18 protein-coding genes are annotated in these 21,927 nt (G+C 73.5%); 2 read left to right on the forward strand and 16 right to left on the reverse strand.

What is annotated here, in order from left to right; genetic code table 11:
- Positions 1-26: 26 nt before the first annotated feature.
- The 16 genes from ACGF4F_RS18125 to mqnE form a co-directional block, all read right to left on the reverse strand.
- Positions 27-305, reverse strand: a complete 279-nt coding sequence (locus tag ACGF4F_RS18125) for a DUF4229 domain-containing protein (RefSeq protein ID WP_357434702.1) — start codon at positions 303-305, stop codon at positions 27-29.
- A 36-nt stretch (positions 306-341) separates the two neighbouring features.
- Entirely contained in the window at positions 342-764 is a 423-nt protein-coding gene (locus ACGF4F_RS18130; RefSeq protein WP_393078530.1) for a hypothetical protein, read from the reverse strand.
- A 56-nt stretch (positions 765-820) separates the two neighbouring features.
- Positions 821-1,258 carry a hypothetical protein gene (locus ACGF4F_RS18135; protein ID WP_393078532.1) on the reverse strand — a complete coding sequence of 146 codons (438 nt, stop codon included), beginning with the start codon at positions 1,256-1,258 and terminating at the stop codon, positions 821-823.
- Complete coding sequence (locus ACGF4F_RS18140; RefSeq protein ID WP_393078535.1) at positions 1,255-2,352, reverse strand: WxL protein peptidoglycan domain-containing protein; 1,098 nt, start codon at positions 2,350-2,352, stop codon at positions 1,255-1,257. Before ACGF4F_RS18140 ends, ACGF4F_RS18135 begins: the two co-directional genes overlap by 4 nt.
- A gap of 114 nt (positions 2,353-2,466) precedes the next feature.
- On the reverse strand, positions 2,467-3,657 hold the full coding sequence (locus ACGF4F_RS18145; protein ID WP_357434698.1) for an Ig-like domain repeat protein: 1,191 nt from the start codon (positions 3,655-3,657) through the stop codon (positions 2,467-2,469).
- A gap of 156 nt (positions 3,658-3,813) precedes the next feature.
- A complete protein-coding gene (locus ACGF4F_RS18150) occupies positions 3,814-4,587 on the reverse strand; it encodes a phosphate ABC transporter ATP-binding protein (protein ID WP_393078938.1) in 774 nt (257 codons plus the stop codon).
- 183 nt (positions 4,588-4,770) lie between these two features.
- On the reverse strand, positions 4,771-5,718 hold the full coding sequence (locus ACGF4F_RS18155) for a sortase (RefSeq protein WP_393078538.1): 948 nt from the start codon (positions 5,716-5,718) through the stop codon (positions 4,771-4,773).
- A 79-nt stretch (positions 5,719-5,797) separates the two neighbouring features.
- A complete protein-coding gene (locus ACGF4F_RS18160) occupies positions 5,798-7,744 on the reverse strand; it encodes an Ig-like domain-containing protein (RefSeq protein ID WP_393078541.1) in 1,947 nt (648 codons plus the stop codon).
- A gap of 97 nt (positions 7,745-7,841) precedes the next feature.
- Positions 7,842-9,011 carry a hypothetical protein gene (locus ACGF4F_RS18165; protein WP_393078544.1) on the reverse strand — a complete coding sequence of 390 codons (1,170 nt, stop codon included), beginning with the start codon at positions 9,009-9,011 and terminating at the stop codon, positions 7,842-7,844.
- A 187-nt stretch (positions 9,012-9,198) separates the two neighbouring features.
- Positions 9,199-11,826, reverse strand: a complete 2,628-nt coding sequence (locus ACGF4F_RS18170; RefSeq protein ID WP_393078547.1) for a hypothetical protein — start codon at positions 11,824-11,826, stop codon at positions 9,199-9,201.
- Positions 11,823-13,535 carry a phosphate ABC transporter substrate-binding protein PstS gene (pstS, locus tag ACGF4F_RS18175; protein WP_393078550.1) on the reverse strand — a complete coding sequence of 571 codons (1,713 nt, stop codon included), beginning with the start codon at positions 13,533-13,535 and terminating at the stop codon, positions 11,823-11,825. The genes ACGF4F_RS18170 and pstS overlap by 4 nt, the downstream gene beginning before the upstream one ends.
- Before the next feature lie 4 nt (positions 13,536-13,539).
- A complete protein-coding gene (gene pstA / locus ACGF4F_RS18180; RefSeq protein ID WP_393078553.1) occupies positions 13,540-14,805 on the reverse strand; it encodes a phosphate ABC transporter permease PstA in 1,266 nt (421 codons plus the stop codon).
- Between the two features lie 10 nt (positions 14,806-14,815).
- Complete coding sequence (pstC, locus tag ACGF4F_RS18185) at positions 14,816-15,862, reverse strand: phosphate ABC transporter permease subunit PstC (RefSeq protein WP_393078556.1); 1,047 nt, start codon at positions 15,860-15,862, stop codon at positions 14,816-14,818.
- A complete protein-coding gene (locus ACGF4F_RS18190; protein WP_393078559.1) occupies positions 15,859-16,371 on the reverse strand; it encodes a hypothetical protein in 513 nt (170 codons plus the stop codon). The genes pstC and ACGF4F_RS18190 overlap by 4 nt, the downstream gene beginning before the upstream one ends.
- A gap of 334 nt (positions 16,372-16,705) precedes the next feature.
- Positions 16,706-17,455 (reverse strand): hypothetical protein, encoded by a 750-nt coding sequence (locus ACGF4F_RS18195; protein ID WP_393078562.1) that lies wholly within the window; start codon positions 17,453-17,455, stop codon positions 16,706-16,708.
- A 118-nt stretch (positions 17,456-17,573) separates the two neighbouring features.
- Positions 17,574-18,743, reverse strand: a complete 1,170-nt coding sequence (gene mqnE, locus ACGF4F_RS18200) for an aminofutalosine synthase MqnE (RefSeq protein WP_393078565.1) — start codon at positions 18,741-18,743, stop codon at positions 17,574-17,576.
- Between the two features lie 242 nt (positions 18,744-18,985).
- Between mqnE and ACGF4F_RS18205 the strand changes: the two genes are divergently transcribed.
- Both ACGF4F_RS18205 and ACGF4F_RS18210 read left to right on the forward strand, forming a co-directional pair.
- Positions 18,986-20,551 (forward strand): NlpC/P60 family protein, encoded by a 1,566-nt coding sequence (locus ACGF4F_RS18205; RefSeq protein WP_393078568.1) that lies wholly within the window; start codon positions 18,986-18,988, stop codon positions 20,549-20,551.
- 112 nt (positions 20,552-20,663) lie between these two features.
- On the forward strand, positions 20,664-21,899 hold the full coding sequence (locus ACGF4F_RS18210; RefSeq protein WP_393078571.1) for a hypothetical protein: 1,236 nt from the start codon (positions 20,664-20,666) through the stop codon (positions 21,897-21,899).
- Positions 21,900-21,927 lie beyond the last annotated feature (28 nt).

Consider the following 21,927-nt stretch of genomic DNA (forward strand, 5'->3'; position numbering starts at 1 on the left):
ACGCGGAGGGCGGACGACCGCCCGGCCTACTCCTCGCGGCGCGGCTCGGCCGGCGCGGGCTGGTCCTCGCCGGCGAGCGCCGAGCGCAGCCGCTCCTTCTCGGCCCGGCGCCGGTCCGACGCCTCGGCCATCTCCCCGGCCATCTCGTCCCGCCAGCCACGGAGCAGGAAGAACGACAGCGCGGCCGAGAAGACCAGCGCCAGCATCAGCCGCAGGAACGGGTTCATGTCGACGAGCCAGAGGGCCGCCAGCACGCCGACGAACAGCCCGATCCGGCCCAGCGTGTACTTGACCGCCGCGCTCACGTTCGCACTCCGTTCTCCATCACCGGTGGGGCGGCCTCAACTCGTACGCCGGGCCAACCAGTGCACGCCCTGAAACCAGATCACCGCGTAGACCACGGTGAACACCGCCGCGGCCAGCGCGCCGGAGAGCAGTGGCGGCAGCCCGGCGGCCAGGCCGGCCGCGAGCAGCCCGGCGACCACCCCGACGGCGAGGCCGCCCAGCGCCGCCACCACCCGGGCCGCGCCGAACTCCCAGGCCCGGAAGTCGTCCCAGAAGAGCCAGACCGGCAGGATCACCGCCAGCCAGCCGTTGGTCCGGCCGAACCCGCCCGCGCCCATGGTGGCGAACGCCCACTCGAAGAGCACCAGCGCGAGCACCCCGATCACCAGGCCGGCCAGGCTCACCCCGAGCAGGTCGCCCAGGGTGAGAATGCGCCCCTCCGCGTCCCGCCGGGGGAAACCGCTCCGCTGCTCGCTCATGACCCTACGAGGGTACGCGAACCCGCTGAGCGGCACGACTGGCCGGCCGGGAGGGGTCAGCCACCCGTCCGGCTCAACCAGGCCTCGGCGGTGGCCCGCCGCCGGGCCGACCAGCGCAGCGCCACGCCGCCGGCGACCAGCGCACCGCCGACGAGGAGCAGCCCGCCCAGCGCCACGCCGGTACGCGGCAGGGACCCGCCGCCCGCCGGCGGGCTGATCGGCGTGGTCGTCGTCACCCCGGACGGGGACGGCTCGATGGTGGGCGACGGCTGGCCGGTCGGGGACGGGCTGCCGCCGGGCTTCGGGCCGATCGACACGCCCACCCGGATCGACACCTGACCACCGGGCGTCGGCTCGGCGTCCGGGACCGCCCCGGCCGGGCGCCCCGGCCAGAGTGCCACCGCGAACGCCACGGCGAGCAGGGCGGTCACCACCACGCCGGCCGGCCGCACGCCGACCCGACCGCCGCGGGCCACGTTCCGGGGACCGCTCACCGCGCGGCCCGCTCGGGTTCCCGAGCCGGTGCGACCGGCGCCGCCAGGAGCCGGCGGGCCCGGCGCAGCCAGAGCCGGTACGCGACCACGGCCAGGATCAGCACCAGCAGGCCGAGCAGCGCCCACGGCACCGCGAGGACGGAGCTGGAGCCCTCCTGCGAGGGCAGCGACTCCTTGTTCGTGTCGGCGTTCAGCACCACCGTGGCGGTGAGTGCGCCGGCCGGTACGACGTGCGCGAACTCCTGGGTCAGCCGGATCTCCGAGTCGGGCAGCACCTCGGGCAGGTCGATCAGGTCGCCCGTCGCCAGCCGGACCCCGAGCGGGCCGCGGACCTGCACCCGGGCCTTGCCGGAGATCCGCACGTTGCCGGTGTTGGCGATCCGGTAGGTGACCTTCATCCGCCCACCAGGGATCGGCACCACCGGGTTGGCGTATTCGACCTGGACGGCCCGCACCGCGGCGGCGGGCCCGAGCGGGCCGGCGACCCGCAGGTAGACCCGGGCGCCGATGCGACGCTCGACGTACACCCGCTGGCCGTCCTTGCCGACCTGCTCCTCGGTCACCGCGGCGAGGATGCCGCCGACGTGGTCACCGGGGGCGGTGCCGGCCGGCACGGACAGCCGGAACGGCATGTCCGCCCGCTTGCCCGGGGGCAGCGTGACGGCCGCCCGGGGCAGCTTGATCCACGAACCCACGTCGCTGGGTGCCTGGCTGCGAGGCAGCAGGGCGAAGCCGCCGTCCAGGGCGGTGAAGGCGTCGGTGGGATACAGATCCACCTTGATCGGCTTGTCGCCCAGGTTGCTCACCGAGAACCAGTCGGTGATCTGCTCGGTCGGCGACAGCTCGTAGTCGAACTGCTTGCGGCCCTTGGGCCCGCTGGGGCTGGACGGCACCACCGTCCAGGTCGGCTCGTCCGACGCGGCCGCCCGCGCGGGCGACGGCGCGATCAGGCTGCCGAGCAGCGCGAGTGCGGTGACGAACAGCGCCCCAACGCGTCGCGCGGGGGCCGGTGAGCGCGAGGAGTGCAGCGGAGCGGAGCCCCGCAGTCGCGAACAGAAGGTGGGTACGGTCCGGGGTGCGGGGAGGTCGGTCATGCGGGGCTCCGGGGTTCGGGGCTGGCACCGGACACGGCGGAGACGTCACGGGCGGGTGCCCGCGACGCCTCCGCCGCTGCTCCACCCCGGGCGGGTGCGCCCGGGTGGGACCGGTCAGGCCAGGGTGAGGGTGAGGGTCGCGGAGTACTCGCCCGGCGGCACGTTGTCGGGGATGGTCAGGTTGAGGTCCGCACCGCAGGTGAAGACGCCGGCGCTCGCGCCGGAGTTCGCCGAGCAGAGGGTGCGGGTGTCACCGAGGTCGGCGGCGGCACCGGCCGTCACCGCACCCGAGCCGCTGGTCTTGGCGGCACTCGGGGTCCAGGCGAGGTTGCTGTTGGCGATGGTGTTCGCGCCCAGCGTGAAGTCCTCCAGCTGGCCGGTGAGGTCCCAGCCCACGTTGGTGCCGCGCAGGTCGGTCACCTTCGCGGCGGGCAGCTTGCCGGCGGCGGTGCCACCGACGGTGCCGCCGGTCAGCGACGCGGTCGGGTTCGCCACGTCGAGACTGAACGCGCCGGGGGCGACGTCGGCGATGATCTCCACCGGCGCGGTGATGGCACCCGCGGCGGCCGTCACCTGGAAGGAGGTGGCGCTCGAGGCGGACGGCTTGTAGGCGGTCGCGTCGGCCGGGGTGAAGGCCGCGGACAGCGAGAAGGTGCCGACCGGCAGGGCGGTGGTGGACAGGACGGCCTTGCCGCCGCTGACCGTGGCGGTGCCGAGCGACGAGGCGCCGCGCCGGAAGTCGACCGTGCCCGTGGCGGTGGCCGGGGAGACGGTCGCGGTCAGGGTGACCTCGGTGCCCTGGGAGACCGGGCTGGCCGGGCTGACGGCGAGCGAGGTGGTGGTGTCCTCGGCCACCGGGACCCGCCAGGTGTTGCCGGTCACCTGGATGGAGGTGCGGAACTCGTCGACGTGGCGGCCCTCGGTGAGGCTGTAGCACTCGACGACGACCCACCACTCACCCGCGGCCGGCGCGCCACCGATGGCGGTGGAGAACGACCGGTTCGGGTTGATGGTGATCGGGTTCTGGTCGTACCCGCCGCCACCCAGCGCCACGGCCAGGTTCGAGTACGGGCCACCCGGGCGGCCGATGCGCAGGTTGGCGTTCTCGCCGTACCCGGTGGGGCACTTGGCGGTGGTGGCGCTCGCGAAGATCGGGGTGTCGGTCACGGTGCCGCTGGTCTGCGACAGGGTGACGTCACCGAGCGAAGCCGCCTGCGCCGGAGCGCCGACCGCGACCACCAGGCCGGCGGAGAGCACCGCGGCGCCCAGGAGGGCGCCGGCGCGGGCGAGCAGACGCTTGTTCATGAATCACTTCCTCTCGTGAGGGTGAAACCGGTCGGTCCCCCTGGACCGGCCTCGATCAGGCTCCACAGGCGCTGTGTCCCGACATGCAGGCCAACCTCTCCGCCGAACGTGCGCAAAGCGAATTCTGGGTGCCCGAGCATCAGGAAAATGGGGCGATCAGCCGAATCGGCCGTTTACGTAGTCGTGCGTCCGCTCATCCTGTGGATTGTCGAACATCGCTGCGGTCGGGCCGTATTCGACGATGGCGCCGGGGGCGCCGTGCGAGGCCAGAAAGAATGCGCACTGGTCGGAGACCCGGGCGGCCTGTTGCATGTTGTGCGTGACGATGACGATCGTCACCTCGGCGGCCAGTTCCGCGATGGTCTCCTCGATCCGGCGGGTCGAGGTCGGGTCCAGCGCCGAGCACGGCTCGTCCATCAGCAGCACCCGCGGCCGCACCGCGAGCGACCGGGCGATGCAGAGCCGCTGCTGCTGGCCGCCGGAGAGGGCGCCGCCGGGCTGGCGCAGCCGGTCGCGCACCTCCTTCCACAGGCCCGCCTTGGTGAGGGTCTCCTCGACCAGCGCCTCCCTGGTGTCCCGGGAGGCCCGGGTGCCGGTCAGCTTCAGCCCAGCCAGCACGTTGTCGTAGATGGACATGGCCGGGAACGGGTTCGGCTTCTGGAACACCATGCCGACCTGGCGCCGGGCATCGGTGATCCGCCGGTCCGGCGCGTACAGGTCGCGACCGTCGAGCAGCACCTCGCCGGCGAGCGACGCCGACGGGACCAGCTCGTGCATCCGGTTGAGGATGCGCAGGAAGGTGGACTTCCCGCAGCCGGACGGCCCGATCAGGGCGGTCACCTGGCCGGCCGGCATGGTCAGCGAGACCCGGTCGAGCACCTTGTGGCTGCCGAACCAGGCCGAGATGGACCGCGCGTCCAGGGTGGCCAGGTGGTCGGCCGGCGCCCGGTGCGCCGGCACCGGTGGCAGGTCGACCCGGGTGGGGGCGGCGATCGCCGGGCCGGTCGCGCCGGCACGACCGGGGGCGTACGTCGCCGGGGCGGGGCTCTCGATGTGCTGCGTCACGGTCGGTCCTTCACTCGTCTCGGGGTGCACACTCGTCGGGTCCGGCGGTCACAGCAGGTTGGGCAGCAGGCGGACGGCCTGGTCGGCGGTGGCGACGCCGAGCGCGAGCAGCACCGGCACGCTGACGATCCAGCTCTGCCAGCGGCCCCAGCGGGCCCGTAGCCAGGTGGTGCCGAGCGCGGCCAGCAGCAGCGCCTGCCCCCACAGCAGCACCGGCGTCCAGGCGTCCGCGTCGCTGGCCATGGCCTGCTCGCTGGCGGGCAGGGCGGCGGCGCCGAACCGCCGGGCCGGGGCGGGCTGGACCGGGCTGGCCAGGGCCGCGTCGACCCGCAGCACGTCCGTCGGCATGAACTCGGTGCCGAGCGCGGTGATCAGGGTGAGCCGTCCCTGCCCGGTGTCGGGCGGGGCGGGCGCCGGGTCACCGGGCCGGCGCAGCCCGGTGACCACGTAGGTGTGGCTGCCCTGCCCGGTGGTCGCGGTGATCGTGTCGCCGGGCACCAGCAGGTCCAGGTCCCGGAAGGGCCCGCCGTACGCGGCCCGCCGGCCCATGATCACGCTGTTACCGGCCTGCCCGGGCAGCACGGTGTCCCGGCGGTGCCCCGGGCCGGAACGCAGCACCCCGCCGTTGGTGCCCTCCCGCACCACCGTGCTCAGGCCGACCCGGGGCACGCTCAGCACGGCCACCGGCGAGCCCGGCTCGACGAGCCGTTCCGGACCCGGAACGCCGTTGACGAACTCGGTCCGGAACTGGCCCACCGGGGCGGTGCCGAGCGCCAACTCCGCGCGGAAGTCGGCGAACGCGGTCTGCTGGTCCCGCTCGTACGCCAGCTGGGAGATCAGCACCAGGTGGCAGACCAGGCCCAGGGCGAGTGCGGCGAGGATGCTCAACGCGGTCCCCGGCACCTGGTAGGCCAGGGACGCCGCCCCGCGGGGCACCCCGGTCGGGGCGTCCGCGGACGGCCGCGGTCCCTGGGGGTCGATGGTGACCGTCGACATGCTCTCTCTCCTCGTCCTGGCACCCGGACCGGGCGGCCCGCCGGGTCGGCGTACCGCCCGGCGGGCGTGACGACCTTGCTCAGTCGGTGGGGTTCTCGTTGTCCGGCCAGACCACCGGCGCGGGCTCGGGGCGCCGACGGCGGGTGGACACCACGGCGCCGCTGCCGGCCCCGACCAACGCCATCCCGGTCAGCCCGATGCCGATCAGGGGCAGGCCGGTCCGGGGCAGCTGACCGCCGCCGGTCCCGCCGTCGCCGTTCCCGTCGCCACCGTCGCCGTTCCCGTCGCCATCACCGTCCCCGTCGCCGTCGTCATCGCCGTTGCCGACCACGGTGAAATCGAAGACGACCCGGTGCGCGGCGCCGGCGAGGGTGAGCCGGGCGGCGCCGTCCGGCGCGTCGGCCGGGACGGTCAGCTCGTACCGGGCGGTCCCGTCGGCGGCGGTGACGGTCGTCGGCTCGGCGTCGTTCAAGGTGACGGTGATCGTCTCGTTGCCGGCGAAGCCACGGGCCACGACGGTGACCTTCTGCCCCGGGCTGAGCGTCGGGTTGACGCCCAGCTTGTTGCCGTCGGCGTCGGTCACCTCCAGGCCGTCCACCTGGCCGGGCGCGGTGACCTGGTAGGTCACCGCCTGGGAGGTGGAGCCCGAGTGGTCCACCTCGTTCTGTGGAGTGAAAACCGCTTTGAGCGGGTGGCTGCCCGCCGCCAGCTGAGTCGTCTTCAGGCTGGCCACCCCGCTTGCGACCGGCTGGGCGCCGCCGAGCGCGGCGGAGCCGTCCATGAACTGCACGCTGCCCGTCGCGTCGGTCGGCGTGACCCTGGCGGTCAGGGTCAACTCGGTGCCCTGCGGCTTCGGGCCGTCCGGCGTGACGGCCAGGGTGGTGGTGGTCTGCGTCGGCGTACCGATCACGAAGCGGGTCCGGGCCGACTCCGCGGCCTGCCAGCCGGAGCCGGTCGCCGGGGTGAAGACAGCCTTGAGGTCGTAGGCCCCGCTCGGCAGGTCAGCGACGGTGACCGTCGCCGCGCCGGCGGCCAGCTCGGCCGAGCCGATGGCCTGCTCGCCGTTGCTTCCCCCAGCGGGTAACCGGACGAACGACACCGAGCCGGTGGCCGGCTGCTCGCCCTCGACCCGCGGCTTGACCTCCGCGGTCAGCGCCAGGGCGGTGCCGGGCGGCTGCGGGCTGACCTTGTCTGTCTTCAACGTGACGGTGACCGAACCGGCCGGGACCACGGTGAGGTCTGCCGGCGCGGAGGTGGAGGTCAGGAAGGCGTTCGGGTCGGCCGGCTGGAAGGTGGCGGTCAACTTGTGCGCCTTCTCCAGTTCGGCACCGGCCGGGCCCGGCAGATCGGAGGTGGTCAGCACGGCCTGCCCGCCGCTGACCGGGGCACTGCCGACGTCGGCCGTCTCCGTCCCGGTGGTACGCCGGAACAGCACCGTGCCGGCGGCGGCCGGCGTCACGGTGGCGGTGAGGGTCACCGGCGCACCGGCGTACGCGGTGCCGGTCGGCGTCACGGTCAGCATGGTGCTGGTCTGCGCGGCGCTGGGGCAGGTCGCCTCCGTTGTCCAGGTGCTGCCGCAGACCTGGATGGGGGCGCGGAACTCGTCGGCGTGGCGGCCCTCGGTGAGGCTGTAGCAGTCGACTATGACCCACCACTTGCTCTTGTCCTCAGGGACGCGGCCGGCGGCCGTTTCGAACGAGCGGTTCGGATCGATCGTGAACGGTTCCAGATCCCACCCGCCACCACCCAGCGCGACGGCCAGGTTCGTGTAAGGCCCACCCGCCGGCCCGATACGCAGGTTGGCGTTCTCGCCGTACCCCTTCGGGCAGGGGGTGGGGGTGGTGGCTCTGAGGAACATCGGTTTGTCGGTGACGCTGCCGCTGGTCTGCGAAAGGGTGAGCGTGCCGAGCGACGCGGCCTGCGCCGGTCCGCTGAGCGTCAGCACCACCCCGGTGACGAACGCGCTCACCGAGAGCGCGAACACCGCAGCCGCCGCCATCGCGCGGGCGAAGCCGGGCCTGCTCATCTGCGTCGTCCTCTGCTGGTCGTCGGCGTCCGCGAACGCCGGTGGATGGGAACGGGGCCGGTGGCCCGGGCGCTGGCCCGGGCCACCGGATGGGAGGTCAGTTGCCGAACCGGAGGTTGGTGTAGCCGCAGTTGGCGTCGAGCGGCGAGACCAGGGTGCTCCGGACGCCGAACCCGAACAGCTCGACGACCGATCGCTGGGTGCCGCCGTCGTTGACGGTGGCGGTGCAGACGGCCGAGCTGCCACCGACGAAGGTGGCGGCGACGGTCGGGTTGGTCAGGTCCGCGGTCGGCACAATGTTGTAGACGTCCCGGCGGAGCGGGAAGTTGATGTTCAGGACGCCGTTGACCACCGGTTGCTGGACCGCGCCGCCGGTCGGGCGGATGCCGGACAGCGCCGCCTCCCCGCGCCGGTCGGCCACCGTGACGCCGGTCAGGCTGGCGATCTTCGCGGCGTTGCCCTGGGCGATGAACTGCCCGGCCGAGAAGGGGGCCACCCGGGTCGGGAAGCCGGTGAGCACCGTGCCGTCGTGCTCCTGAGCCCGCGGGATCAGCGGCACGGCCGCGGTGGCCGGGTTGCTGTCGGTGTCCGCGGCCAGGCAGGGGTAGTCCCCGAGGTTGATCTCGACCTCGGTGATGCCGACCTTCGAGGACCAGAAGTCCCAGGTGCCCGAGCCGGCCTGGAGCATGACCGGGCTCACCGGATTGCCGGCGATGGTCCGGTCGAAGCACCGGTACACCCGCTGCACCTGCGCGAACGACACGTTGACCGGCAGGTCGCCGGTGACGTTGCGGGCGAGGGTCACCGCGTCCACCCCGAACGGGATGTAGGTGTAGTTGCCGGTGCTCGACGGGGTGCTGCCGCCGCCGTAGCTCGACGAGCGGGCGAAGTCGACGCAGCCCACCACGTTGACGTTGGACCAGAAGCCGGGACCGCCCTGGCCGATGTCCTCACCCTCGGAGGCCCGCAGCGCCCGGCGGCCGTTGCTGGAGCCGTTCGGCCGGGGGAAGTCGCAGTTCGCGGCCTTCGTCCGGACGTTGGCGGTGCCGCGGGCGTCCCAGGAGGCGATGACCTTGTTGCCACCGCTGGTGATGGCGTTGCCCAGGCCGTTCATCACGTCCTGGGTGGTGTCCGAGCCGACGCCGGCCAGCGTGCGGTACTCGGTCACGGGCGAAGGGTCGGCCGCGGCCGGCGCGGCCACCAGGCCAGCGGCGACCACGGCGGCGAAGCCGACCGCGGCCACCTTGCTGATGGATCTGACCTTCATGCTGCTCCCTTTCTGCGGGGCATGACAGTTCCGCCCACCCGATGGGCGGGTGAGCCGCAGTCATCGTCGCGGCGTCGAGCGGGCATTCGAAACCGCGCGTAGACAAACGTTTCGACGTGCGACTTCTCGCCAACACGTAGGCCGAATGAACAACAGTCGACAATCGAATCCAGCGCCATTTCCGGGTTCATTCCGCGCCACCCGCCGGCCTATTTCGAGTGCCGAACCGGCGCAACACCGGCCCGATCACCCCGCCCACGAGGCCGGCCGCGAAAATGACGACCAGCACGTACCGGAGGGCACCCACCGGGCTGCCGGGAGTCGCGTTCGACGCCTGCCGGGCCGGCGGCTGCGGCGACGGCGCCGTACCACCGGGCGACGGCGTGGCACCCACGGAGGGCACCGCACCGGGGGCCGGGACGGATGGGGCGGGCGGCGCCGCGGGCGGCGGCTCCGTGGCACCCGACCCGTCGGACGACGCCGAGGCTGACGGGGCCGGCAGGTCCACCTCCAGCAGGGCGGCGGCGGCCTTGGTGCGCTCCCGCAGGGCCGGCGGCAGCGGCACGTAGCCCTCCGGGAGCATGCCCCGGCCGACGCCCCGCCGCTGGCCCTGGTCGGCGGCGTGCCGCAGCAGCTTGGCGTAGTCGCGGCGGGCGTCCGCCGGGTCGGTGCGGTCCGCCACCGCGTAGGTGAGCAGCGACAGCGGGTACGCACCCGCCGTCGCCCAAGCCTTCGCCGGGTCGATCACGGAGACCCCGGCCACCTGGCTCGGCGCGGCGGTGCCGGCCGCGGCGCTGATCGCCTCGTCCGTCGCGCCCCGGCAGTCGCTGGCCGTCCACGCCCCGTCCGTGCCCTTCGCCGCCTTGCAGAGCTGGGCGGTGAACAGGCCGTACCGGGCGGCGGAGGCGGAGTCGGTGACCGCCATGGTGAACCGGAAGCCCGGCTGCTCCCGGGGCAGCCGGTCGAACCGGGGCGGAGTCACATTGGTGTTCAGCGACTGCCCGAACGCCCCGGTGTCGCCGCGCAGGGTCTGCGCCGCGCCCCGCCCGAAACCGCCGGTGTACGGCCGCAGCTCCTGCGAGCAGAGCTGGTAGGTCTCGCCCGCGAACGTCTCCTCGTAGCAGGAGCGGTCCGCCTTGGGGAAGTAGTCCGGGGTCTCGCCGGTGAACAGCGGCTTGAAGGCGGGGTTCACCATCATCTCTTTGCCGGACGCCTCGTCCTTGTCGGGCGTACCGCTGAGCCACTCCTTCGCCGCCGGGTCGGCGAGGACCCACTGCCAGAGCGCGCGGGCCGCGACCGAGCTGCCGTTGGGCACCATCAGGCCGTTCAAGGTCACCCCGGCCCGCCGGTCCCAGTCCTTGAACAGCGGGTTGAGGCCCAGGAACTCCGGGTCCTGCTTGATGCTGTCGTAGTTCGTCGCCAACGCCTGGCCGCCACCGCCGGGCACGTCCCGGCGGTAGGACTGGGTGAGCAGCTTCGCCACCAGCCGGGGGGTGAGCTTCAGCTCGTTCAGGGCGGTGCCACGTAGCTCGGCCACCTGCTGTGGCAGCGGCACGTTCTCCAGGTTGACGTCGATGTTGAGCGCGATGACCAGGCCGCTCAGGGTGACCGGGGCGTGCACCACCGGCGGGTCGTCGGCGGTGGCGGTCACCGGGTCCGAGCTGTAGATCAGCCCGGGCGCGTTCGGCGAGGTCGAGAGGAGTTGACGGGCGGCCTCGTCGTCGCCGATCGGCGAGTAGCTGATCGACGGGCCGCTCGCCGCCGCGCAGAGCGCGGGACGCCAGGCGGCGGCCGCCTCGGCGGCCAGTTCGGTGCCGGCGGTCAGCCGTTCCTGCTGGTCGCTCGCGCAGTAACCGGTGACCGGTTCGAACTCCAGCGGCACCACCATCCGGTACTGCCAGTTCGGCACGATCAGCGGGGAACCCTGCGGCGAGCCGGTGGCCGACACGTCCTGGCCCGTGTAGGGGTGGTGGTGACCGCGCGGCACGATCACCAGCCAGCACGGCCGGGACGGGCGCATCGCGCCGGTGGCGTCGGTGTAGGGATCGCCACAGCCCAGGTCGGGAGCCAGGGCGGAGTTCTGCACCTCGAACGAGATCCGGCCGGTGCCGTTCGCCGCGGTCAGCGCGTACGGGTACTCGTTGGTCACCGACTTGTTGAAGTAGCCGGACAGCACCTCGTCCGGGTACGCCTCCCGCTCGGCGCCGGTCTGCGGGTCGGCGATCACCGGGAACGGCTGCGCCTGGCTGCCGTCCGGCGTACGCGGACGCTCGCAGGAGGTGGTCCCCACCGGGCAGGAGACCGGCCGGAAAGGCACCATCCGGGCGTCCTCCGGCAGCGTCTCCCGGGGATCCTTCGCCGGGTAGCCCGGCGCGTCGAGGTGCAGCTCCCGGGAGTTGGCGTTGGCCGCGGCGGCGGCCGTCACCTCGAACGGCATCACCGGCGTGTCCAGCTTGGTGCCGAACTGGCAGGTCTCCCGGAACTTCAACCCGTCCGGGTCGTCGGACGCGTGCGGGTCGCCGTAGCACTGCATGACCTGGAGGAAGTCCACCCCGATTGGACGGTTGCGCGGGGTCGGGGTCCCGCCGGTCCAGGTCACCACGACGGCCTGGTTGACCAGGTCCTTCGTCTGGTCGACCGTCACGGACAGGCCGGTGAAGTCCTCGTACCCACCGTCCACCTTGACGCCGTGCACGGTCATCGCGGTGGAGCCGGTGTCGTCGGCGCGGGCCGGGGCGGCGGCCGGCGGCACCGGGGCGAGCGCCCCGACGGCCAGCAGCAGGGCGGTCCCGGCCAGCCAGCGGCGCGGGTTCACCGGTCGCCCCGGTGGTCGTCGCGGCGGCCCTGCAGCGCCTGGGAGACCAGCGGCGGCCCGACGATCAGTGCGACCAGCAGCACCGCTGCGAGCAGCATGAGGGTGTGCCGCAGCCGCCAGCCGTCCGTGCCGTCCAGCGCCACCGGCACCGCCGCCACCTGCTCGCCGGCCGCCACACCCGCGGTGCCGCCCACCACCTCGCCCGTGTCCGGGTCGACCTGGGGAGCGGCGCCGGGCACCGGAACTCCGCCGGTCGGGCCCGCGGTCGCCGCGGTGCCGCCGGGGGTGCCGGCGCCGGTGGTGCCGCCGCCCGCGGCGGTGTTCCCGCCGCCGGCGGTGTTCCCGGCCGCGCCGCACCGGGCTGCCGCCAGCACGGGCGTCTCCTGGCGCGCGCCGGCCGTGCCGGTGCCGGTCTGGGTCGGCCCCCGCTTGTCGCAGGGCGACGGCTGCGGGGCGTTCTTCGCCAGCGCGTTGCCGCCGTCCGCCGAGACGGTCGGGTTGTTGCAGCTGCGCAGCTTCTGTGCGATGTCGATCGTTTCATGGCTCGGGATCTTCTGGACCTGCTCCATGCCGGCCTGCACCAGGTTGATCGGCAGGGGTGAGTAGCCCAGCACCTCGGCCTGCCGCTGCCCCTCGCAGAGGAAGTAGTAGGCGAACTTGCTGAGGGTGTATCCGGCGTCGGCGGTCAGGTTGTACTCGAGCCTGGTCGGAATGATCATGTACGAGTACGAGGAGAGGGGGTAGGCGCGCGGGTCGCTGGACCGGTAGACGTGGTCCAGGATCTGGGTCAGGTAGTCGTCGGACTTCTGGTCCTTGTTGATCCGCGCCCGGGTCAGTGCCACCGCCACGTTGCTGGCCGTCGGCTCGACGTAGTAGCCGCCGGCGTTGAGCACCTTCACCACCGGGAACTTCGCGTTGATCGCGTACGAGTACTCGACGTAGGTGATCGCGCCCTCGGCGTTCTCCTGCCGGACGTAGCCCGACACCCCGTCGGAGCCGGTCGCGCCGACGAAGCCGGACCCGGACTGGCGCGGGTAGACCGAGGTGATGCCGCACGGCGTCGGCTTGTTCCACTTGCGGCAGTAGTTGTCCCAGATGGCCTGGTGCTGCTTGCTCATCCAGAGGGTGAACTGGGCGGTGGTGCCGGAGCCGTCCTGCCGCACCACCGGGATGATCGAGCGCGCCGGCAGGGCCAGCCCGGGATTGTCCGCCTTGATCGCCGGGTCGTTCCACTTCCGGATCACGCCGGTGAAGATCTTGGCGATCACCTCGCCGGAGAGCCGCAGGTTGGTGACCCGCCGGCCGCCGATCTTGAGGTTGTACATGAACGCCGTGCCGCCGGCCACGATCGGCATGTACGCCGACTGCCGGGAGCCCTTGCTGTCGGTGCCGCTGAAGATGTCCTTCATCCCGTACGGGATCTCCGAGACGCCGAAGTGGGCCTTGCCCTCCCGGAACTGCACCCGGCCCTGCGTCGAGCCGGCAGCCTCGTACTCCACCTGGATGTTGCTGGCCTGCACGTTGCGCGCCCAGGCGGTGATCGCGTTGGCGCTCCAGGTCGAGCCGATCCCGACGATCGGCACCAGCCGCGGCGCGGCGGACGCCGGCGGCGCGGCGGTCAGCAACACGGCCGCGGCGGCTGCGGCAGCGACCACCCGGGCCAGGCGGGAGGTCGTCCGGGGTCGACGGCGGATCCATTGCTTGAACATGTCGCTACCTCTGGTTCGGGTGATCGGGCGGGGAGCCGGCGGCGGCTCGCCGGGCGAAGCGCATGGCGTCCCGGCGCGAGGCCAGCGCCCGGCGGCGGCGCTGGGCCCGGCTCAGCTGGCCGGGGGCCCGCCCGCCGAGCAGCCGGGCCAGCACGAACAGCAGCAGCACCAGCGCCATCAGCACAGCTGCCGCACCGAAGCCGCGGGCCACCATCGTGGCGTCCGGCCGGCGGATCGAGTCGAAGACGAACAGCGGCAGGGAGACCTGGTTGGCCTGGAACGGGTTCGCGTTGGTGAACTGGGTGAAGCCCGCGGTCAGCAGCACCGGGGAGGTCTCGCCGATGCCCCGGGCGGTGCCCAGGATGATCGCCGTCATCGCCCCGGAGCGGGCGGTCGGCAGCACCACGTGCCAGATGGTCCGCCACTGCGAGGCGCCCAGCGCCAGGCTCGCCTCCCGCAGGGTGCCGGGCACCAGGCGCAGCACCACGTCCGCCGCGCGGATGATGATCGGCAGCATCATCACGCTCAGCGCGAGCGCGGCGGCGAACCCGGACTTCTGCCGGCCGAGCGCGAGGATCACCGTGGCGTAGATGAACAGGCCGGCCACGATGGACGGCAGCGCCGTCATCGCCTCCACGACGATCCGGACGAACCGGCTGAACGCGCCGGGCAACTCACTGAGGAAGACCGCGCAGAGCAGGCCGAGCGGGATGGTGATCGCCAGTGCGATGCCGATCTGCTCCAGCGTGCCGATGATGGCGTGCCGGATGCCCCCGACGCTCAACGGGTCGAGCGGCCCCGCCGACCGCATGTCCTGCGTGTAGAAGTTCGCCCAGGCCAGCGGCTCCCGCCCGCGAAAGAGGGTGAACCCGATCACCACCACCAGCGCCACCAGCATGGTGACCGCCAGGCTGTGCACCAGGACCCCGGCGAGCCGGTCCCGGACCACCGGGCCGGCCTCGTCCAGCCGGACCAGCACCAGATAGCAGGCCAGGAAGAGGAGGTACGCCACGACCAGGAAACCGAGCGCGCCGTCGAAGGGGGTCAGCGCGGTGAAGAGCAGCGCGGTCAGGCACACCGCGGCCACCGCTGCGCCGAGCACCGCGAAGACGTCGGTACGGCGTACCGTGCTGGTCGTGCGGCGCCGCTCCGCGCCCGGGTGGTCCGGGCGTACCGGGATGGTGGTGATCGGCCTGGGCGGCGCGGGGGGCTGCTCCGGCGCCGGCGGCGCGGCCAGGTCCTCGGCGTAGGCGTTGGGTCTCGGCGTCACCTGCGGCTCCTCACGCGTCACTGGTCGCGCCGGAGCGGCTGCGGTTGATGATCAGGCCGGCGCCGAAGTTGACCAGCAGCGTCATCCCGAACAGCACCAGGCCGGCGGCCATCAGACCGGCGATGCCGATCGGGTTGGACTCGGCGTAGCGCAGCGCGATCAGCGACGAGATCGAGCCGCCGCCGACCTGCAGGATGTGCGGCTGGATGACGAACACGAACGAGATGACGAGATAGACCCCGATCGTCTCGCCGAGCGCCCGGCCGAGGCCGAGCATGGTGCCGCCGATCATCCCGCCCCGGCCGAACGGGAGCACCACCGAGCGGATCATCCCCCAGCGGGTCGCGCCCAGGGCGTACGCGCCCTCCCGCTCGCCGACCGGGGCCTGGGAGAAGACCTCCCGCATCACCGAGGAGATGATCGGCGTGACCATCATCGCGACGATGATCCCGGCGATGAACGTGGAGCTGGTCAGGGAACTGTTGCTGCCCAACGGGTCGCTCGGGTCGAAGCCGTCCACCCGGAACAGCGGGAACCAGCCGAGGTAGGTGGCGAGCCAGCGGGGCAGGCCCGCACCGTGCTCACCCTGGACGAGCAGGTGCGGCTGGAGCAGGTAGAGACCCCAGATGCCGTACACCACGCTGGGCACCGCGGCCATCAGGTCGACCAGGTTGACCAGCACCGGGGCGATCCGCCGGGGCGCGTACTCGGCGATGTAGAGGGCGGCGCCGGTGGCCAGCGGCACCGCGATGACGACCGCCACCGCGGCGATCAGCAGGGTGCCGATGAGCACCCCCGCGACGCCGAAGTCGCCGCCCGCCGGGTCCCATTCCTGCGCGGTGAGGAAGCGCCAGCCCATGGTGCGCAGGGCGGGCCCCGCCCGCAGGGTGAGGAAGATCCCGACCAGCAGCATCACCGCGAGCACGACGATGCCGCCGACCCGGATCACGCCACGGAAGACCAGGTCGGAAGGGGTCCGGCGCTGGCGTACGCGGCGCGGGGCCGCGGGCCGCGCGGCGGTCTCCGCCGGGTCGGGCGGCGAAACGACGACGGTCATCGGCTCGCATCCCGCCTTCGTGGCTCGATGCCCGACGCCGGCCGGTACGCCAGGCGCGTCGGCGGGACCAGCGGTGCCGCGAGCGTCCCGCCGGACGACGGCGTGGTGGGCTCGGAGGCGGCCCGCCGGCCGCGCCGGACGGCACGGGTGCCGGGGACCACCTCCGCGTGCGGCAACGCCTCGAGGAACCGGTCCAGGTTGTAGCGGCACTCGCGGGCGCGCAGGTAGGAGCGGCTGGACAGGGCGACCGCCACCTCGTCGAGCTCGATCCGCCAGGTCCACTGGCCGCTGGCCGGCACCGTGCCCTCGACCGGCACGATCCGGTCCATGCTCGCCTGCAGTGCCAGTACCGACTCCCGGCACCCGGCGTAGGCCGCGTGGTAGACCGCGCCCCGCCCCAGCGGGCGGTTGTTCGGTGAGACGAGCATCCACAGGACGCCGTCGTTCGGCTGTCCCTGCGGCGCCCCGGGCATCGGCGCGGCGAGGAACACGAACCGTGAACGCTGCACCTCGATTCCCTTCCCTTTCGGCGCGCCTACGCGCGCTGGTTGCCGCTTCCCCAGGACTTCCGGACTGACGGGATCAGCGTCGGCAGCATCGGTGACTCGGTACGCAGCCATCCGCTCACGCCAGACGTGCAGCATGTGAACAGCGAGTACCGAGGCATCCACCGTTCGGATACACCGAGCCGCCACGGGGCTGACCCGACATCGGTTCGTACCGATTCGTCACCCGGATCCGGTGGTGAACGGCGACGGCCGCCGGCTCGATCATCACCGGGAACGGCGATGGCCGGCCGCGTCCGGGTGGACGCGGCCGGCCATCGCACCGGTCTGGGTCGGTTCAGCGGCGGGTGCCGCCCGGCTTCCCGCGGCGCGTCGTGAGCCAGGCCGTGCCGACCAGGGCCAGCGCCCCGAGCAGGGCGAGAATCCACCAGATGTTGGCCACCGAGGCGCCGCCGACACCGCCGTTGCCGGTCAGCCGCCGGGCCACGCCGGTCTCCGGCCCGGCGCTGCCGTGGGTCGGGGCACCGGCAGCCGGCGCGGCGGCCGGCGGAGGGCCCACCGGCGAGGCGCCGGCCGCCCCGGTCGACCCGGGCACCACCAGCGGAGCCCCGGCAGCGCGAGGCGTCGCCGGGGGCGCGCCGGCCGGGCGACCGGCGCGCCACTGCCGCCCGGAGACGGTGATCGGGGTGATGAACCGCTCCGGGTGTACGCCCTGGGTGTCGCTGACGCACTCGACGACGACCCACCACTCCCCATCGACCGGCGCACCGCCCAACGCGGTGGCGAAGGACCGGTTCGGCGTCGCGGTCACCGGCTGCCGGTCGTACCCGCCGGCGGTCAGCGGCCGGGCCAGGTTGCTGTACGGCCCGCCGGGCGGCCCCACCCGCAGCTGGGCGTTACGGCCGAACCCGGCCGGGCAGGGCGCCGATGTGGTGGCGCTGGCGAAGACCGGGGCGGCGTCGACGCTCCCGCTGGTCGCCGAGAGTTGCACCCCGCCGAGCGGGGCGGCCCGGGCCGGCGTGGGAAGGACGAGGCCGGCCGCCAGAGTGCTCGCGGCCGCGGCGAGGACAGACAGTTTTCGAAGCACACCGCCGGTCTAGGCCCACAGTGGAACCGCCCGGACACCGGAAGCCACGCGCCGGACAGCCAGCAGGTGAACAGGCGACGGCGACAACTGCACCGGCCCGCACGGGCCGGCGCCGAGGTCAGGCCCAGACCTGCTGCGGCTCGGCCCGGCGCTCCGCCAGCGACGGGGCCGGGTCGTAATCGCGGACGGTCTCGTAGCGGGTGTTCCGCTCGACCGGGCGGAAGCCGGCGTCCCAGATCAGGTGCAGCAGGTCGTCCCGGTGCATGGTGTTCGGCGTGCCGTACGCGTCGGCGTCGTGGGTGATCTTGTATTCCACGACCGAACCGTCCAGGTCGTCCACCCCGAAGTTCAGCGAGAGCTGGGCCACCGAGAGACCGTGCATCACCCAGAAGCACTTCACGTGCGGGACGTTGTCGAAGAGCAGGCGGGAGACGGCGAAGGTCTTCAGCGACTCGGCCGGGGACGCCATCGTGGTGCGGGCCTGGATCCGGTTACGGATCTTGCCGTCCGCGGAGTCGACGAAGTCGTGCTGGTAGCGCAGCGGGATGAAGACCTGGAAGCCGCCCGTCTCGTCCTGCAGCTCACGCAGCCGCAGCACGTGGTCGACCCGGTGCCGGGGCTCCTCGATGTGGCCGTAGAGCATGGTCGACGGGGTCTTCATGCCCTTCGAGTGGGCCAGCCGGTGGATCCGCGACCAGTCCTCCCAGTGGCAGGCGTGGTCGACGATGTGCTGCCGGACCTCCCAGTCGAAGATCTCCGCGCCGCCGCCGGTCAGCGACTCCAGGCCGGCGTCCATCAGCTCGTCCAGGATCTCGTCCGCGCTCAGGCCGCTGATCTTCTCGAACCACTGCACCTCGGTGGCGGTGAACGCCTTGAGGTTGACGTTGGGCAGTGCGGCCTTCAGCTCCCGCAGCACCTTCGGGTAGTAGCGCCAGGGCAGGCTCGGGTGCAGCCCGTTGACGATGTGCAGCTCGGTGAGCTGCTCGTCCTCCATCTCCTTGGCCTTGCGGACCGCCTCGTCGATACGCATCGTGTAGGCGTCCTTCTCACCCGGCTTGCGCTGGAACGAGCAGTACGCGCACGAGGCGGAGCAGACGTTGGTGAGGTTGAGGTGCCGGTTGACGTTGAACATCACCCGGTCGCCGTTCAGCTCGCTGCGCTTGTGGTGGGCCAGTCGCCCGAGCCAGGCGAGGTCGTCGGACGCGTAGAGGGCGACACCGTCCTCGCGGCTCAGCCGCTCTCCCGCGTAGACCTTCGCTTCGAGCTCGCGCTTGAGTCCGGCGTCCATCCGAAAGCCACGTCCCTTCCACCCGCTGTCCCGGTCGAGCGTACGTCGGCCCTCCGACGAACCGGCGACGCGGTCAACCGCAGCGACCAAGTTCACCGGCCGCCCGTTCGGCCGTCACCCTCCGCACATCGACATAGCTGCGCCGGTGAGGTAAGACAGGATGGGGCGGAACACACACTGGCACCGTCCCGGTTCACCGCGCCCACCTCGCGCGGAAGACGCCACACCGGACGGGGAGCGGAATGGGCTACAGCAAGCAGGGCCGACGGCAACGACGCAGGAGCCCGGTGATCTCTCCGGTGCTGCGGCCGAAGCTCTGGTCCGCTCTGCTCGGCGTGGTGGCGGCCGCGGCGCTCGCCACCCCGGTCTGGGCCGATCCGCTTCCCGACACCATCCCCAACGCCGGCTCCCGGCCGGAGGTCACGGGCACCTTCCAGCTGCCCGCCTCGGTGCCCGGCATACCCGGCGTCACCCCCTCGGGCGGGCTCGGCGTCACCCCCGGCGTCACCAACCCGGCCGACGGCCCGCTGATCGCCCAGATCAACCAGGCCGACACGCGGGTCGCCCAACTCGGCGAGGACCTGATCCGGCTGAAGGGCGACCGCGATGCGGCGCAGGCCCAGCTCGCCGCCGCCACCGCCACGCTCAGGGAAGCCGAGGACGCGCTCGCCCAGGCCCAGCGGAAGGCCGAGACGACCGCCGCCGACGCGGTCAAGGCCGCGGCCGCGCTCCCGCCCGGCGACTTCGGCACCGACCTGCGCGACCTGAACGCCCTGCAGCGCATCATCCGCGGCGACAAGGCCGAGGGCGCCACCGGCGCCGTGGACGGCGAGGTCGCCCGGGCCACCGCCGCCGAGAAGATCGCCCGGGAGGCGTACACGGCCGCGCAGCAGCGCGCCACCGACACCGCCGCGGCGTACACCAAGGCCGAGGCCGACCTGCGCCAGCAGGAAGCCGCGCTGCTCAAGCTGCGGAAGGACAACGCCGCGCTGCTGCTCGAGGCGGCCCGGCGTGAGGACGCCGCCGAACAGCAGATCGGCAGCTCGTACGTCAGCAACCAGAGCGTCAGCGGGATGGTCGCCCACCCGACGGCGCTGGCCGCCGTGCGGTACGCCCTCGCCCAGCTCGGCGACCCGTACCTCTGGGCGGCGGAAGGGCCGGACCGCTTCGACTGCTCCGGGCTGGTGCTCGCCTCGTACCGGTCGGCCGGCTACCGTGGCCTGCCGCGGGTCTCCCGCGACCAGTACTACGCCACCCGCTCCCGCACCGTCGACCCGAACGCGCTTCTCCCGGGTGACCTGCTCTTCTTCGCCTCCGGGAGCAGTTGGACGACCATCCACCACGTCGCCATGTACATCGGCAACGGCAAGATGGTCGAGGCGCCGCGGACCGGGGACGTCGTCAAGATCTCGGTGGTCCGCTGGAGCCGGCTCTACGCCGCCACCCGGGTGGTCGGCGCGGTCCCCGCCCCGGCCACCCCCACGCCGGCCCCGACCCAGCCGACCACTCCGGCGACGCCGAAGCCCACCCAGACGGCCACCCCGAAGCCCACCCAGACCGCCACCCCGAAGCCGACCAAGCCGCCGACGCCGCAGCCCACCTCGCCCAGCCCCAGCCCGTCGACCTCGCCGAGCACCTCGCCGTCGCCCAGTCCGTCCGACTCGCCGTCCCCCTCGGCGACGAGCGGCTCGCCGAGCACCGCGCCGAGCGACGCGGCCAGCAGCGCGCCGGCCTCGACGACGAACGCCGCCGATCCGTCCAACAGCGCGGTGGAGAGCAGGTCGGCCAGCCCGAGCACCGGGAGCTGACCCAACCGTCCACTCCGGCTGTGCGGCCGGGCCGGAATGTGGCACGGTGAGACTCAGGCACTCCCGGCCGGCGCCACGGCCCGGGGGCGAGCGCGGGCGCGGAGGGGCGAGCATGGGCGAGCACGAAGTTCCGGCGGAGACGGTCCACCCCGGATCCGAGCCCAACCGCACCGACCGGCCGGCCGGGACGGAGACCGGCCGGGCCGGCGCTGCGCCCGCCGCGGTCGTGGTGGCCCGGGCCCGGGTGGGTGTCCCCGCCCCGGCGGCGGGCCCGGCGGACCCGGACCGCCCGTCCGGCCAGGACGGCGCGGCGGCCGGCGGTCCCGGACCGGCGCCGACGAGCGCCCCACCCGCGCCACGGGTCTCCGGTTCCGCACGGGTGCCCGTCCCCGAGGGAAAGTCGCCGGCACCGGTGCCGCCCGCGCCGCGCGCCGAGGCGGAACAGGCCCGGGCCAGCGCCGCCGTACCGGGGCTGAACCGGGTCTCGCCGGGCGAGGTCGCCGACGCGGTGGTGGCGAAGGCCGGGGTGGCCAAGGTCTACCGCGGAAATCCGGTCAACCCGGAGCCGCCCGAGCCGGCACAGCCACCGGAGCCGGCTCAACCACCGACGCCGCCCACGCCGGAACCCGAGCCGGCGCCGACCCCCGTACCGGGCCCGACCCCACCGTCGCCGGCCCCGCCCATACCAGAACCGGAGCCGCCGTTCCGCCCGGCGCCGCCGGTGCCCAACCCGCCGCCCGGGCCCACCCCGCCGGGACCGGTCCCGCCGATGCCGACGCCGCCGGCGCCGCCACCGGCCCCGCCGGTGCCCGCGCCCCCGCCGCCGCCCGGCCCCATGCCGGCCCCGCCGTTCCCGCCACCGCCCGCGACTGCCGGTGTCCTCGGGTCCCCGTCCGCGCCGACCGCCCGGGCGAGCGCGTCGGTCTCGGCGCCGCCCGCGTCGGCAGCCCCGCCGCTGGTGCCGGCACCCGCGCTGCCGACCTGGCCGCCCTCGACCACCGCGACCGGGCCGGCCGATCGCGGCGGCGCCCCGGCGTACCCGGCGAGCCGGCCTCCCTACCAGGGCGGTCCCGACCTGGCCGGCACGGCGTACGGCGGCACCGACGGGCCCGGCTTCACCACGGTGTCGTTCCCGCAGGGCAGCCCGCTGGAGAACTCCGGCTCGCTGACCGGGCACATCCTGGCTCAGGGTTGGGCCGAGGACGCCCCGGCGACCCGGTCCAGCAACACCAGGGTGGTGATCGTGCTGGCCGCCTCGCTCGCCCTGCTGATCGCGATCAGCCTGCTGGTGGTGTTCCTGGCCAACGACGCGCTGAGCGGGTTGACCGACGCTGCGGTGAGCAAGTGACGGGGTGAGCCCGCCCACTACCGCCTCG

Source organism: Micromonospora sp. NPDC047740, from assembly GCF_043204735.1.
In the GTDB taxonomy this organism is placed as follows: domain Bacteria; phylum Actinomycetota; class Actinomycetes; order Mycobacteriales; family Micromonosporaceae; genus Micromonospora.

What these genes read in the sequence shown, in the direction of transcription:
- ACGF4F_RS18130 (WP_393078530.1), bottom strand. Translation starts at nt 764, where the DNA reads ATGAGCGAGCAGCGGAGCGGTTTCCCCCGGCGGGACGCGGAGGGGCGC.
- ACGF4F_RS18140 (WP_393078535.1), bottom strand. Translation starts at nt 2,352, where the DNA reads ATGACCGACCTCCCCGCACCCCGGACCGTACCCACCTTCTGTTCGCGA.
- ACGF4F_RS18145 (WP_357434698.1), bottom strand. Translation starts at nt 3,657, where the DNA reads ATGAACAAGCGTCTGCTCGCCCGCGCCGGCGCCCTCCTGGGCGCCGCG.
- ACGF4F_RS18155 (WP_393078538.1), bottom strand. Translation starts at nt 5,718, where the DNA reads ATGTCGACGGTCACCATCGACCCCCAGGGACCGCGGCCGTCCGCGGAC.
- ACGF4F_RS18160 (WP_393078541.1), bottom strand. Translation starts at nt 7,744, where the DNA reads ATGAGCAGGCCCGGCTTCGCCCGCGCGATGGCGGCGGCTGCGGTGTTC.
- ACGF4F_RS18165 (WP_393078544.1), bottom strand. Translation starts at nt 9,011, where the DNA reads ATGAAGGTCAGATCCATCAGCAAGGTGGCCGCGGTCGGCTTCGCCGCC.
- pstS (WP_393078550.1), bottom strand. Translation starts at nt 13,535, where the DNA reads ATGTTCAAGCAATGGATCCGCCGTCGACCCCGGACGACCTCCCGCCTG.
- pstC (WP_393078556.1), bottom strand. Translation starts at nt 15,862, where the DNA reads ATGACCGTCGTCGTTTCGCCGCCCGACCCGGCGGAGACCGCCGCGCGG.
- mqnE (WP_393078565.1), bottom strand. Translation starts at nt 18,743, where the DNA reads ATGGACGCCGGACTCAAGCGCGAGCTCGAAGCGAAGGTCTACGCGGGA.
- ACGF4F_RS18205 (WP_393078568.1), top strand. Translation starts at nt 18,986, where the DNA reads ATGGGCTACAGCAAGCAGGGCCGACGGCAACGACGCAGGAGCCCGGTG.
- ACGF4F_RS18210 (WP_393078571.1), top strand. Translation starts at nt 20,664, where the DNA reads ATGGGCGAGCACGAAGTTCCGGCGGAGACGGTCCACCCCGGATCCGAG.